Origin of the sequence: Streptomyces sp. C36 (genome assembly GCF_040932295.1) — a bacterium.
GTDB lineage: Bacteria > Actinomycetota > Actinomycetes > Streptomycetales > Streptomycetaceae > Streptomyces > Streptomyces triculaminicus.
In genome coordinates, this window is record NZ_JBFQGI010000002.1 from 773879 (window position 1) to 788282 (window position 14404).

Here is a 14404-nt window from a genome sequence, read left to right on the forward strand (position 1 = left end):
GCGTGAGTGTGCTCGACGAGATCATCGACGGAGTCCGTGCCGACCTCGCGGAGCGGCAGGCGCGCGTCAGCCTCGACGAGCTCAAGGAGCGCGCGGCGAAGGCCCCGCAGGCCAGGGACGGGGCGGCCGCCCTGCGCGGCGAGAACGTCAGCGTGATCTGCGAGGTCAAGCGCTCCAGCCCGTCCAAGGGCGCGCTCGCCGCGATCGCCGACCCCGCCGGGCTCGCCGCCGACTACGAGGCGGGCGGCGCGGCCGTCATCAGCGTGCTGACCGAGCAGCGCCGCTTCGGCGGCTCGCTCGCCGACCTCGAGGCCGTCCGCGCCAAGGTCGACATCCCGATCCTGCGCAAGGACTTCATCGTCACCGCCTACCAGCTGTGGGAGGCCCGCGCCTACGGCGCCGACCTGGTGCTGCTGATCGTGGCCGCGCTGGAGCAGGAGGCCCTGGTCTCCCTCATCGAGCGGGCCGAGTCCATCGGGCTGACCCCGCTGGTCGAGGTGCACGACGAGGAGGAGGTCCAGCGCGCGGTGGCCGCCGGCGCCCGCATCATCGGCGTCAACGCCCGCAACCTCAAGACCCTCGAGGTGGACCGGGACACCTTCGCCCGTGTGGCCCCCGAGATCCCGGACGGCATCATCAAGATCGCCGAGTCCGGCGTGCGCGGCCCGCACGACCTGATCGCCTACGCCAACGACGGCGCCGACGCCGTCCTGGTCGGCGAGTCCCTGGTCACCGGCCGCGACCCGAAGGGCGCCGTGGCCGACCTGGTCGCCGCGGGCGCCCACCCGGCCCTGCGGCACGGACGGGGCTGACACCCCCGATGGCCGCCGGCCGCACCCGCCGCACGGGACCGGGCCGCCGCCCGGCCCCCGTCGGCGTGCCCGCGGCCGGGAACGCCTACGCGCGCCTGGCCCGGGGCTGCCGCCCCCGGGGCTGCCGCGCGCCCGCGCGCCGCGTCCGCGGCCGCCGGGTGAGGTACCACATCGGCTGTGAGCCGGGGCAGGTCAACGGGCGCCGATGGCGTAGCTGAGCCGATCGCTCGCTCAGTCACACCGTCATCCCACTTTTCTCCTTGAGGAGATCAGGCATGCCCAGCGAATTCTTCGTGCCCGACCCCGAAGGCCAGGTGCCGAACGCCTCCGGCTACTTCGGCGCGTTCGGCGGCAAGTTCATCCCCGAGGCCCTCGTCGCCGCCGTCGACGAGGTCGCCGCCGAGTACGAGAAGGCCAAGGCCGACCCCGCCTTCGCCGCCGAGCTCAACGACCTGATGGTCAACTACACCGGGCGCCCCAGCGCCCTCACCGAGGTGCGGCGCTTCGCCGAACACGCGGGCGGCGCCCGGGTGTTCCTCAAGCGCGAGGACCTCAACCACACCGGCTCCCACAAGATCAACAACGTGCTGGGCCAGGCCCTGCTCACCAAGCGCATGGGCAAGACCCGCGTCATCGCCGAGACCGGCGCTGGCCAGCACGGCGTGGCGACCGCGACGGCCTGCGCCCTCTTCGGCCTCGAGTGCACCATCTACATGGGCGAGGTCGACACCCAGCGGCAGGCCCTCAACGTCGCCCGGATGAGGATGCTCGGCGCCGAGGTCGTCGCCGTGAAGTCCGGCAGCCGCACCCTCAAGGACGCCATCAACGAGGCCTTCCGCGACTGGGTCGCCAACGTCGACCGCACCCACTACCTCTTCGGCACGGTCGCCGGCCCCCACCCCTTCCCGGCCCTGGTCCGCGACTTCCACCGGGTCATCGGCGTCGAGGCCCGCCGCCAGATCCTCGAGCGCGCCGGCCGCCTGCCGGACGCCGCCGTGGCCTGCGTCGGCGGCGGCTCCAACGCCATCGGCCTCTTCCACGCCTTCCTCCCCGACGAGGGCGTGCGCCTGATCGGCTGCGAGCCGGGCGGCCACGGCGTCGAGACCGGCGAGCACGCCGCGACCCTCACCCAGGGCACCCCCGGCATCCTGCACGGCTCCCGTAGCTACGTCCTGCAGGACGAGGACGGCCAGATCACCGAGCCGTACTCCATCTCCGCCGGCCTGGACTACCCCGGCATCGGCCCCGAGCACTCCTATCTCAAGGACACCGGCCGTGCCGAGTACCGCGCCGTCACCGACGACGACGCCATGCAGGCGCTGCGCCTGCTCTCGCGCACCGAGGGCATCATCCCGGCCATCGAGAGCGCCCACGCGCTGGCCGGCGCCCTGGAGCTCGGCCGCGAGCTCGGCCCGGACGGGCTGATCCTGGTCAACCTCTCCGGGCGCGGCGACAAGGACATGGACACGGCGGCGCGTTACTTCGGGCTGTACGACAACGACACGGCGGGGGCGAAGTGATGGCGGGCAACATCGAACTCCTGAGCTCCGTCCTGGCCGCGGCCAAGGCCGAGAACCGCGCCGCGCTCGTGGGCTACCTCCCGGCCGGCTTCCCGACCGTGGCGGACGGCGTGCGGGCGGTCACCGCCATGCTCGACGGCGGCTGCGACGTCGTCGAGATCGGCCTGCCGCACAGCGACCCGGTCCTGGACGGGCCGGTCATCCAGACCGCCGACGACATCGCCCTGCGCGGCGGCATCAGGATCGCCGACGTCATCCGCACGGTGAAGGAAGCGCACGAGATCACCGGCGCGCCCGTGCTGTGCATGACCTACTGGAACCCCGTCGACCGCTACGGCGCCGAGCGGTTCGCCGCCGACCTCGCGGCCGCCGGGGGAGCGGGCTGCATCCTGCCCGACCTGCCGGTCGAGGAGTCCGAGGTCTGGCGCAAGGCCGCCGAACAGCACGGCCTGGCCACGGTGTTCGTCGTCGCGCCCAGCAGCCGCGACGAGCGCCTGGCCAAGATCACCGCGGCGGGCAGCGGCTTCGTCTACGCCGCGTCCCTGATGGGCGTCACCGGCACCCGGGAGTCCGTCGGCCAGGAGGCCCAGGAACTGGTCCGCCGCACCCGGGCCGTCACCGACCTGCCCGTCTGCGTCGGCCTCGGCGTCTCCAACCCCGAACAGGCGGCCGAGGTGGCCCAGTTCGCGGACGGCGTGATCGTCGGCTCCGCCTTCGTCAAACGGCTGCTGGACGCCCCCGACCTGGAGTCGGGCCTGGCGGCGGTCCGTACCCTCGCGGGTGAACTGGCGGAGGGCGTACGCAAGCGCGCGTAACCCTTTGGGAGGAAACGACGGCCGGGGGCGCGCACGGCGCGCCCCCGGTTCGTTGTAGGGGGATGTGAGCCAGAAGAACAGCGACGGAAAGCGCAGCGCCCGCGAGCGGCTGCAGGAACAGCGCGAGCGGGAGCAGTCCCGCGTCAAACGCAAGAGGGCCCTGATCGCGGGTGTCGCGGTGATCGTCGTCCTCGGCGCGGGCGCCGGGGTCGCCGCCCTGGTGGCCTCTTCCGGCGGCGGCAAGGACAACAAGCAGCAGACCTCCGGCCCGCTGGTCGCCCCCCAGGGCGCCATGGGCAAGGACAACCTGGCCATCCCCGTGGGCAAGCCCGAGGCCAAGGCCACCCTCGCCGTCTACGAGGACTTCCGCTGCCCCGCCTGCGCCCTGTTCGAGAACGGCTACCGCGACACGGTCCACGACCTGGAGGCGAAGGGCCAGTTGAAGTCCGAGTACCACCTGGTCACGCTGATCGACAAGAACATCCCCGGCACCGGCTCGCTGCACGCCGCCAACGCGGCGGCGTGCGCCCAGGACGCCGGGAAGTTCACCGCGTACCACGACGAGCTGTACAAGAACCAGCCGCCGGAGACCGACGACGCCTTCGGCAAGAAGGACCGCCTGCTGGAGCTGGCGGACAAGGTCGGCCTGAACAGCCCGGCGTTCAAGCGGTGCGTCGAGGACGGCACCCACAACAGCTGGGTCCAGAAGTCCCAGAACACCTTCAGCACCTCGGGCCTCCAGGGCACCCCCACCGTCCTGCTGAACGGCAAGAGCATCTACGGCCCGACCACTCCGCTCACCCCGCAGAAGTTCCGCGAGATGGTCGCGGAGGCGCAGAAGGGCTGAGCCGGGGCCCCGAGGCCGTCGACGGGGGCACCGCGGCCCCCGTCGTCGACGCCGAGGCCCCCGCCTCCGCCCGCCCGTCCGTGAGGCGGGGGCTACCGCGGGTCACGGGCCGAAAAGGCCGCCCTGGGACTTGGCGCCGCCACGAGGTAGGTTCTTACCTGCCATGGAACTCGCATACATTCCCAGCCCCTCGACCGGCGTGATCCACCTCGGGCCGGTCCCGCTGCGCGGCTACGCCTTCTGCATCATCATCGGTGTCTTCGCCGCCGTCTGGCTCGGCAACCGACGCTGGATCGCGCGGGGCGGCCGGGCCGGGACGGTGGCCGACATCGCCGTGTGGGCGGTGCCCTTCGGCCTGGTCGGCGGGCGTCTCTACCACGTGATCACCGACTACGAGCTGTACTTCGGCCCGGGCCGGAACTGGGTGAACGCCTTCAAGGTCTGGGAGGGCGGCCTCGGCATCTGGGGCGCCATCGCGCTGGGCGCGGTCGGCGCGTGGATCGGCTGCCGCCGGCGGGGGATCCCGCTGCCGGCGTACGCGGACGCCATCGCGCCCGGCATCGCCGTCGCCCAGGCCATCGGGCGCTGGGGCAACTGGTTCAACCAGGAGCTGTACGGCAAGCCCACGGACCTGCCCTGGGCGCTGAAGATCGACGCCGACCCGGCCATCGGGCGCGTCGCGGGCACGTACCACCCGACGTTCCTCTACGAGTCCCTGTGGTGCCTGGCCGTCGCGGCGCTGGTGATCTTCGCGGACCGGCGGTTCAAGCTCGGGCACGGCCGGGCCTTCGCCCTGTACGTGGCCGCCTACACCGTCGGGCGCTTCTGGACCGAGTACCTGCGTGTCGACGAGGCCCACCACGTGCTGGGCCTGCGCCTGAACGGCTGGACGTCGATCCTGGTCTTCCTCGCGGCGGTGGCCTACATGGTGATCTCGGCGAAGAAGGTGCCGGGCCGCGAGACGGTCGTGGAGCCGGGCGCCGCCGAGGACGCGGCCGCCGTCGACGGCGGAGCGAAGGACGGCAAGGGGTCCGTCAAGGAGCCCGCCAGGAAGCCGGTCAAGGGCGCCAAGGACGTCAAGGAGCCCGCCAAGGACGCCAAGGGTTCCCCGGACGCCGCCGCCCCCAAGCCCGCCGGTCCGAAGAAGCCCTGACGCGCGCGGCGCGTCGCCCCAGCCCCCACGGCCTGTGCCGTGGGGGCTTTTCGTCGTCTCGCCGCTAAAAATCCGCAGGTCAGCGAGGTTAGTACGGCCTGCCTTGCTAGCGGATCATCCTCGAACGCGCGTACCTTCGACCCGTAAGCGACACAAGAGGGGCGGGGGCCGTGGGCCCGTGCCCCTGGGGAAGGGAGCACCCGGAGCAATGGCTGTCCTCGACACGGCCGCGGAGACGCATATCGCCCACCGTGACAACCACACGCACCGCGATGTGAACGGCGGCTGGCTGCGACCCGCCGTGTTCGGCGCCATGGACGGGCTGGTGTCCAACGTGGCCCTGATGACGGGTGTCGCCGGCGGGTCGGCGTCCTCCGACGCGATCGTGATCGCCGGCCTGGCGGGCCTGGCGGCGGGCGCGTTCTCGATGGCCGCCGGCGAGTACACCTCGGTGGCCTCCCAGCGCGAGCTGGTGCAGGCCGAGCTGGACGTGGAGCGGCGCGAGCTGCGCAAGCACCCGGCCGACGAGCTGGAGGAGCTCGCCGCGCTCTACGAGTCGCGCGGCGTCGAGCCGAAGCTGGCCCGCGAGGTCGCGCGGCAGCTGTCGAAGGACCCCGAGCAGGCGCTGGAGATCCACGCCCGCGAGGAGCTCGGCATCGACCCTTCCGACCTGCCCTCGCCGACGGTCGCCGCCGCGTCCTCGTTCGGCTCCTTCGCGCTGGGCGCGCTGCTGCCCCTGCTGCCCTACCTGCTGGGCGCCACCCAGCTGTGGCCCGCCGTGCTGCTGGCGCTGCTCGGCCTCTTCGCCTGCGGCGCCGTCGTGGCGCGGGTGACGGCCCGGTCGTGGTGGTTCAGCGGGCTGCGTCAGCTGCTGCTCGGCGGGTCGGCGGCGGGTGTGACTTACCTCCTCGGTATTGCCTTCGGCACCGCTGTCGGGTGATGCTTATGCGGGCAACCGCATAACGTGCAGATTTCTTCGCGGTTTCAGCTCCTCGCCCACAGGGCACAATCCGGTAGCGCAGCGGGCAACGCCGCCCCCTTGCGCAATTCTTCGGCGCGACCGGGCCTGGTGATCCCAAGGCCTCCAGGCGCTCCGCTCCGCATCCGGGTGTCCAGATGATGGACCGAGGCTTCCACTTTTCGAGAAGCCACCCATCATGTAATCTGCACGAACTTTTCAGCGGAGGGCCAGCGTCGTCCCTCGGCACATGCCTCTGACATGACTGCCAAACGACGACGGGAGCGCCGATGCGCCACGCATCCCACCCCGCCCCGCAGGGGATGTACGACCCGCGCAACGAGCATGACGCCTGTGGCGTCGGCTTTGTCGCGACTCTCACCGGCGAGGCGAGCCACGAGCTCGTGGAACAGGCGCTCACCGTCCTGCGCAACATGGAGCACCGGGGCGCCACCGGCTCGGACCCCGACTCCGGCGACGGCGCGGGCATCCTGCTGCAGATCCCCGACGCCTTCCTGCGCGAGAGCGTCGGCTTCGCCCTCCCCGAGGCCGGCGCGTACGCCGTCGGCATCGGCTTCCTCCCGGCGGACGACCAGGAGGCGGCCGCCGCCGTCTCGCGGATCGAGACGATCGCCGCGGCGGAGGGCCTCGCCGTCCTCGGCTGGCGCGACGTCCCCGTCGCCCCCGACCTGCTGGGCGCCGGCGCCCGCGCCACCATGCCCGTCTTCCGGCAGCTGTTCGTCGCGGACGCCGCCGGCGAGGCCTCGGGGCTCGCCCTCGACCGCAAGGCGTTCGTCCTGCGCAAGCGCGCCGAGCGCGAGGCGGACACGTACTTCCCCTCCCTGTCCGCCCGCACCATCGTCTACAAGGGCATGCTCACCACCGGGCAGCTCGAGCCGTTCTTCCCGGACCTCTCCGACCGCCGCTGCGCCACCGCCATCGCGCTGGTCCACTCGCGGTTCTCCACCAACACGTTCCCGAGCTGGCCGCTCGCCCACCCGTACCGCTTCGTCGCCCACAACGGCGAGATCAACACGGTCAAGGGCAACCGCAACTGGATGCGCGCCCGCGAATCCCAGCTGGCGAGCGAGCTGTTCGGCGCCGGCGGGAACGCCGACGGGAACATCGACCGCCTCTTCCCGGTCTGCACCCCCGACGCCTCCGACTCCGCCTCCTTCGACGAGGTCCTCGAGCTCCTCCACCTCGGCGGGCGCTCGCTGCCGCACAGCGTGCTGATGATGATTCCCGAGGCCTGGGAGAACCACGCCTCCATGGACCCGGCCCGGCGCGCCTTCTACCAGTACCACTCCACCCTGATGGAGCCCTGGGACGGCCCGGCCTGCGTCACCTTCACCGACGGCACCCTCGTCGGCGCCGTCCTCGACCGCAACGGCCTGCGCCCCGGCCGCTACTGGGTCACCGACGACGGCCTGGTCGTGCTCTCCTCCGAGGTCGGCGTCCTGGACATCGACCCCGCCAAGGTCGTCCGCAAGGGCCGCCTGCAGCCCGGCCGGATGTTCCTCGTCGACACCGAGGGCCACCGCATCATCGAGGACGACGAGATCAAGGCCGCCCTCGCCGCCGAACAGCCCTACCAGGAGTGGCTGGAGGCCGGTCTGATCGACCTCGCCGACCTCCCCGAGCGCGAGCACATCGTGCACACCCACGCCTCGGTCACCCGCCGCCAGCAGACCTTCGGCTACACCGAGGAGGAGCTGCGCGTCATCCTGGCGCCCATGGCCGCCTCCGGCGCCGAGCCGATCGGTTCCATGGGCACCGACTCGCCGATCGCCGCGCTGTCCGAGCGGCCGCGGCTGCTGTTCGACTACTTCACCCAGCTCTTCGCGCAGGTCACCAACCCGCCGCTGGACGCCATCCGCGAGGAGCTCGTCACCTCGCTGATCTCCTCCCTCGGTCCGCAGCGCAACCTGCTCGACCCCACCGCCGCGTCCTGCCGCAGCGTCACCCTGCCGTTCCCCGTCATCGACAACGACGAGCTCGCCAAGCTCATCCACATCAACGCCGACGGCGACCTGCCCGGCCTGAAGGCCGCCACCCTCTCCGGCCTCTACCGCGTCTCCGGCGGCGGCGAGGCGCTCGCCGCCCGCCTGAAGGCGATGTGCGCCGAGGCCGACGCCGCCATCGCCGACGGCGCCCGCCTCATCGTGCTCTCCGACCGGCACTCCGACGCCGAGCACGCCCCCGTCCCGTCGCTGCTGCTGACCTCCGCGATCCACCACCACCTCATCCGCACCAAGCAGCGCACCCAGGTGGGCCTGCTGGTCGAGGCCGGCGACGTCCGCGAGGTCCACCACGTCGCGCTGCTCATCGGTTACGGCGCGGCGGCGGTGAACCCGTACCTGGCCATGGAGTCCGTCGAGGACCTGGTCCGCGCGGGCACGTTCCTGCCGGACACCGCCCCCGAGGACGCCATCCGCAACCTCATCAAGGCGCTCGGCAAGGGCGTGCTCAAGGTGATGTCCAAGATGGGCATCTCCACCGTCGCCTCCTACCGCGGCGCCCAGGTCTTCGAGGCCGTCGGCCTGGACGAGGGCTTCGTCGACACCTACTTCCACGGCACCGCCACCAAGATCGGCGGCGCCGGCCTGGACGTCGTCGCCAAGGAGGTCGCCGCCCGCCACGCCAAGGCCTACCCCGCCACCGGCATCGCGGCCACCCACCGCCGCCTCGACATCGGCGGCGAGTACCAGTGGCGGCGCGAGGGCGAGCCGCACCTCTTCGACCCCGACACCGTCTTCCGGCTCCAGCACTCCACCCGTGCCCGCCGCTACGACATCTTCAAGCAGTACACGCAGCGCGTGAACGAGCAGTCCGAGCGGCTGATGACGCTGCGCGGCCTGTTCTCCTTCAAGAGCGACCGCCCCTCCGTCCCGCTCGAGGAGGTCGAGCCGGTCGCCGCCATCGTCAAGCGCTTCTCCACCGGCGCCATGTCCTACGGGTCCATCTCCCAGGAGGCCCACGAGACCCTCGCCATCGCCATGAACCGGCTGGGCGCCAAGTCCAACACCGGTGAGGGCGGCGAGGACCCCGAGCGCCTCTACGACCCCGCGCGCCGCTCCAGCATCAAGCAGGTGGCCTCCGGCCGCTTCGGCGTCACCAGCGAATACCTCGTCAACTCCGACGACATCCAGATCAAGATGGCCCAGGGCGCCAAGCCCGGCGAGGGCGGCCAGCTGCCGGGCCACAAGGTCTACCCCTGGGTCGCGAAGACCCGGCACTCCACCCCCGGCGTCGGCCTGATCTCGCCGCCCCCGCACCACGACATCTACTCCATCGAGGACCTCGCCCAGCTCATCCACGACCTCAAGAACGCCAACCCCGCGGCCCGCATCCATGTGAAGCTGGTCTCCGAGGTCGGCGTCGGCACGGTCGCGGCGGGCGTCTCCAAGGCCCACGCCGACGTCGTCCTGATCTCCGGCCACGACGGCGGCACCGGCGCCTCCCCGCTGACGAGCCTCAAGCACGCGGGCGGCCCCTGGGAGCTCGGCCTCGCCGAGACCCAGCAGACCCTGCTGCTCAACGGGCTGCGCGACCGCATCGTCGTGCAGACCGACGGCCAGCTCAAGACCGGCCGCGACGTGATCATCGCCGCCCTCCTCGGCGCCGAGGAGTTCGGCTTCGCCACCGCCCCTCTCGTCGTCTCCGGCTGCGTCATGATGCGCGTCTGCCACCTCGACACCTGCCCCGTGGGCATCGCCACCCAGAACCCCGTCCTGCGCGAGCGGTTCTCCGGCAAGGCCGAATTCGTCGTCAACTTCTTCGAGTTCATCGCCGAGGAGGTCCGCGAGATCCTCGCCGAGCTGGGCTTCCGCACCCTCGAGGAGGCCGTCGGCCAGGCCGAACTCCTCGACACCGGCCGGGCCGTCGGCCACTGGAAGGCCCAGGGCCTGGACCTCGAGCCCCTGCTGCACGTGCCGGACCTGCCCGCGGGCGCCGTCCGCCACCGCACCACCGCACAGGACCACGGCCTGGCCAAGGCGCTCGACAACCAGCTGATCAAGCTCGCCGCCGACGCCCTCGACACCGTCGGCGACGAGGCCCCCCAGCCCGTCCGCGCCCAGCTGCCCATCCGCAACATCAACCGCACCGTCGGCACCATGCTGGGCCACGAGGTGACCAAGCGGTACGGCGGCGCCGGCCTGCCCGACGACACCATCGACATCACCTTCACCGGCTCCGCCGGCCAGTCCTTCGGCGCCTTCCTGCCGCGCGGCGTCACCCTGCGCCTGGAGGGCGACGCCAACGACTACGTCGGCAAGGGCCTCTCCGGCGGCCGGATCGTCGTCCGCCCCGACCGCGGCGCCGACCACCTCGCCGAGTACTCCACCATCGCCGGCAACACCCTCGCCTACGGCGCCACCGGCGGCGAGCTCTACCTGCGCGGCATCGTCGGCGAACGCTTCTGCGTCCGCAACTCCGGCGCCACCGTCGTCTCCGAGGGCGTCGGCGACCACGGCTGCGAGTACATGACCGGCGGCCGGGCCGTCGTCCTCGGCCCCACCGGCCGCAACTTCGCGGCCGGCATGTCCGGCGGCGTCGCCTACGTCGTCGACCTCGACCCCGACAACGTCAACAAGGAGCTGGCCGCCGCCGTCGACACCCTCGACGACGCCGACCGGCAGTGGCTGCACGACGTGGTGCGCCGCCACCACGAGGAGACCGCCTCCACCGTCGCGGCGGCCCTCCTCGCCGACTGGGACACGGCCGTGACCCGCTTCCGCAAGGTCATGCCCGCCACGTACAAGGCAGTGCTCGCCGCCAAGGACGCCGCCGAGCGAGCCGGTCTCACCGAGACCGAGACCCACGAGAAGATGATGGAGGCGGCGACCCATGGCTGACCCGAAGGGCTTTCTGACCACCGACCGCGAGGTCGCCCGCACCCGTCCCGTCGAGGAGCGCGTCCGCGACTGGAACGAGGTCTACGTCCCCGGCTCCCTCCTGCCGGTCATCAGCAAGCAGGCGAGCCGCTGCATGGACTGCGGCATCCCGTTCTGCCACAACGGCTGTCCGCTCGGGAACCTCATCCCCGAGTGGAACGACTACGCCTATCGCGAGGACTGGAGCGCCGCGTCCGAGCGGCTGCACGCCACCAACAACTTCCCCGAGTTCACCGGCCGCCTGTGCCCCGCGCCCTGCGAGTCCGCGTGCGTGCTCGGCATCAACCAGCAGCCCGTCACCATCAAGAACGTCGAAGTCACCATCATCGACAAGGCCTGGGACACCGGCGACGTCACCCCGCAGCCGCCCGAGCGGCTCTCCGGCAAGACCGTCGCCGTCATCGGCTCCGGCCCCGCCGGCCTCGCCGCCGCCCAGCAGCTGACCCGGGCCGGCCACACGGTCGCCGTCTACGAGCGCGCCGACCGCATCGGCGGACTGCTGCGCTACGGCATCCCCGAGTTCAAGATGGAGAAGCGGCACATCAACCGCCGCATCGAGCAGATGCGCGCGGAGGGCACCAAGTTCCGCACCGAGGTGGAGATCGGCCGCGACATCGACGCCGCCAAGCTGCGCAAGCGCTACGACGCCGTCGTCATCGCCGCCGGCGCCACCACCTCCCGCGACCTGCCCGTCCCCGGCCGCGACCTGGCGGGCATCCACTTCGCCATGGAGTACCTGCCGCTGGCCAACAAGGTGCAGGAGGGCGACCTGACGGTCTCCCCGATCACCGCCGAGGGCAAGCACGTCGTCGTCATCGGCGGTGGCGACACCGGCGCCGACTGCGTCGGCACCGCCCACCGCCAGGGCGCGGCCTCCGTCACCCAGCTGGAGATCATGCCCAGGCCGGGGGAGCAGCGGAACGCGGGCCAGCCCTGGCCCACCTTCCCCATGCTCTACAAGGTCACCTCGGCCCACGAGGAGGGCGGCGAGCGGGTCTACTCCGTCTCCACCACCCACTTCGAGGGCGACGAGGACGGCAACGTCCAGTGGCTGCACCTGGTCGAGGTCGAGTTCGTCGAGGGCAAGCTGACGCAGAAGCCGGGCACCGAGCGTCGCATCCCGGCCCAGCTCGTCACCCTCGCGATGGGTTTCACCGGCACCGACCGGCAGAACGGTCTCGTCGAGCAGTTCGGCCTCGAGCTGGACGAGCGCGGCAACATCGCCCGCGACGCCGACTACGCCACCAACGTCCCCGGCGTGTTCGTCGCCGGCGACGCCGGCCGCGGCCAGTCCCTCATCGTGTGGGCCATCGCCGAGGGCCGCTCCGCCGCCCGCGGCGTGGACCGCCACCTCACCGGGACCAGCACCCTGCCGGCCCCGGTCCGGCCGACGGACCGGGCGCTCACCGTCTGACGGTCCGACGCCCCCTAAACACGGCGCCCGCCTCAACCCCGACCCGAGGCGGGCGCCGCCACGCGCCGCCCGCCACTCCGGCCGTCCGTCACTCCGCCCGTCACTCCAGCGGACGGGCCGAGACGTCGCTGAACACCACCCGCGCGTCCTCCGAGTACACCCCCACGTTCCCCTTGAGGTACGGGCGCTCCCGGTCCTCGTAGGCCACCAGCCCCCGGCCGTCGACGCTCACCTCCACTTTGGCGCCCCACTGGACGACCCGGACGTCCGACGACTTGCCGAGCGGGAAGTGCTGGGCCCCGGTCGCCAGGAACCGCTGGCCACCGGGATAGGCGGGATCGCGCTTGCCCAGCTCCCAGCCGTTCGGCTTGAGGGTGATGTAGTAGAAGTGCTCCGGGTCGGTGTACGCCCACACCAGCCACGGCACCTCCCAGGGATTGGGCTTGGGGGTGCGCAGCTGGGCGATCGTGCGCATCCGGGCGTGGAAGTCCACGTCCCCGTACTGCCGGGTGGAGACGATCAGGCCGGCGTGGGTCTCCTCCGCCCGCGTGGCGGGCTTGGGGGAGAGGGCCAGGCCGTCATGGCGGCCGACGTTCTCGCCGTGCCCGTCGAACACCGACCGCCACGGCCCGTGGACCGATCCCTCGGCCCACGGGCGCTCCGGCTCCCCGCTGTCCTCCCAGATGGCGCTCACCGCGAAGACCAGTCCCGCCACCACGGCGGCCGCGAGCAGTGCGAGGGCGAGGAGCCGGTGAACTCTCGTCATGCCGTCGAGTATGACCCCGGACCGTCGGGCTGGGTCACGACCAGCGGGCGGGGTGCGGGCGTCGCGTCGGCGTCGGCGCCGAAGTCCTCGGCGAGCTGCGCCACGATGCGGTCCGTGGCGTGCCCGTCGCCGAAGGGGTTGCCGGCCTTCGCCATCCGCTCGTACGCCGCGGCGTCGTCCAGCAGGTGCATGGCCGCGTCGAGGATGACCTGCGGCTCGGTGCCCACCAGCCGTGCCGCGCCCGCCTCGACGGCCTCGGGCCGCTCGGTGGTCGTCCGCAGCACCAGGGCCGGCTTGCCCAGGCTCGGCGCCTCCTCCTGGATGCCGCCCGAATCGGTCATCACCAGGTCGCAGCCGGCGAGGGTGGCGGAGAAGTCCACGTAGTCCAGCGGCTCGACGACGTGGATGTGGGCGTGGCCGGTCAGTTCGGGCAGCAGGGCCTCGCGCACGGCCGGGCTCTTGTGGAGCGGCAGCACGATCTCCACGTCGCCGCGGTCCGCCAGGCGGCGCAGCGCTGTGCCCATGGCGCGCATCTTGTCGCCCTGGTTCTCCCGGCGGTGCAGGGTGACCAGGACGCGCCGCAGACCGGTGCGGAAGTGGTCGCGGCCGGTGCCCTCCTGGAGGACCCACAGCAGGTTGTCGATGACGGTGTTGCCGGTGACGAAGACCTCGGCGTCCGGCACGCCCTCGGCCTTCAGGTGCCCGGCGGCGCGCGAGGTGGGGGCGAAGTGCCAGCGTGCCGTGCGGCCGATGAGGCGGCGGTTGAGCTCCTCGGGGAAGGGGTTGTCCAGGACTCCGGTGCGCAGCCCGGCCTCGACGTGGGCGACGGGGATGTGCTCGTAGAACGCGGCGAGGGCGCCGGTGAGGGCGGTGGTGGTGTCGCCCTGGACGATGACGACGTCGGGGCGCTCGGCGCGGACGACGTCGCCGAGCCCGTCCACCAGCCGGGCCGTCAGCTTGGACAGCTCCTGGCGGTCGCGCATCACGTCGAGCTCGACGCTCGCGGGGACCCGCAGGAGTTCCAGCATCTGCTGGAGCATCTCGCGGTGCTGGCCGGTGCTGACGACGATGGGTTCGAAGAGCGGAGAGGCGGCCATCGCGCGGGCCACGGGCGCGAGTTTGATGGCCTCGGGGCGGGTGCCCAGGACGAGCATGGCGCGTACGGGCGTGGTGATGACGTTCGGGGACATGGGTCTCCCTCGGGGAATGTCGTGCCGTTGC

11 protein-coding genes are annotated in these 14404 nt (G+C 72.1%); 9 read left to right on the forward strand and 2 right to left on the reverse strand.

Going from position 1 to position 14404, the window contains the following annotated elements; translation table 11 throughout:
• Positions 1-2: 2 nt before the first annotated feature.
• From trpC to AB4K12_RS09175, 9 genes are all read left to right on the forward strand, one after another.
• Positions 3-812: an indole-3-glycerol phosphate synthase TrpC gene (gene trpC, locus AB4K12_RS09135; protein WP_362257464.1), complete on the forward strand. Its 810-nt coding sequence runs from the start codon at positions 3-5 to the stop codon at positions 810-812.
• An 8-nt stretch (positions 813-820) separates the two neighbouring features.
• Positions 821-1030 (forward strand): tryptophan biosynthesis modulator TrpM, encoded by a 210-nt coding sequence (gene trpM / locus AB4K12_RS09140; protein WP_362257461.1) that lies wholly within the window; start codon positions 821-823, stop codon positions 1028-1030.
• Between the two features lie 57 nt (positions 1031-1087).
• Positions 1088-2332 (forward strand): tryptophan synthase subunit beta, encoded by a 1245-nt coding sequence (trpB, locus tag AB4K12_RS09145; protein WP_368433684.1) that lies wholly within the window; start codon positions 1088-1090, stop codon positions 2330-2332.
• A complete protein-coding gene (gene trpA / locus AB4K12_RS09150) occupies positions 2332-3147 on the forward strand; it encodes a tryptophan synthase subunit alpha (protein WP_368433685.1) in 816 nt (271 codons plus the stop codon). Before trpB ends, trpA begins: the two co-directional genes overlap by 1 nt.
• 64 nt (positions 3148-3211) lie before the next feature.
• The gene (locus AB4K12_RS09155; protein ID WP_368433686.1) at positions 3212-3994 is read left to right on the forward strand and encodes a DsbA family protein; all 783 of its coding nucleotides are present in this window, start codon (positions 3212-3214) and stop codon (positions 3992-3994) included.
• 163 nt (positions 3995-4157) lie between these two features.
• Positions 4158-5147, forward strand: a complete 990-nt coding sequence (gene lgt, locus AB4K12_RS09160; RefSeq protein ID WP_368433687.1) for a prolipoprotein diacylglyceryl transferase — start codon at positions 4158-4160, stop codon at positions 5145-5147.
• A 208-nt stretch (positions 5148-5355) separates the two neighbouring features.
• The gene (locus tag AB4K12_RS09165) at positions 5356-6087 is read left to right on the forward strand and encodes a VIT1/CCC1 transporter family protein (RefSeq protein WP_368433688.1); all 732 of its coding nucleotides are present in this window, start codon (positions 5356-5358) and stop codon (positions 6085-6087) included.
• Positions 6088-6395: 308 nt separating this feature from the next.
• On the forward strand, positions 6396-10964 hold the full coding sequence (gene gltB, locus AB4K12_RS09170; RefSeq protein ID WP_368433689.1) for a glutamate synthase large subunit: 4569 nt from the start codon (positions 6396-6398) through the stop codon (positions 10962-10964).
• Complete coding sequence (locus tag AB4K12_RS09175; protein WP_086570961.1) at positions 10957-12417, forward strand: glutamate synthase subunit beta; 1461 nt, start codon at positions 10957-10959, stop codon at positions 12415-12417. Before gltB ends, AB4K12_RS09175 begins: the two co-directional genes overlap by 8 nt.
• A 100-nt stretch (positions 12418-12517) precedes the next feature.
• Here the strand turns inward: AB4K12_RS09175 and AB4K12_RS09180 are convergent, their stop codons facing one another.
• Positions 12518-13183, reverse strand: coding sequence for a calcium-binding protein (locus AB4K12_RS09180; protein ID WP_368433690.1), 666 nt, complete (start codon positions 13181-13183; stop codon positions 12518-12520).
• On the reverse strand, positions 13180-14373 hold the full coding sequence (gene wecB / locus AB4K12_RS09185; RefSeq protein WP_362257435.1) for a non-hydrolyzing UDP-N-acetylglucosamine 2-epimerase: 1194 nt from the start codon (positions 14371-14373) through the stop codon (positions 13180-13182). Before wecB ends, AB4K12_RS09180 begins: the two co-directional genes overlap by 4 nt.
• Between the last annotated feature and the right edge of the window lie 31 nt (positions 14374-14404).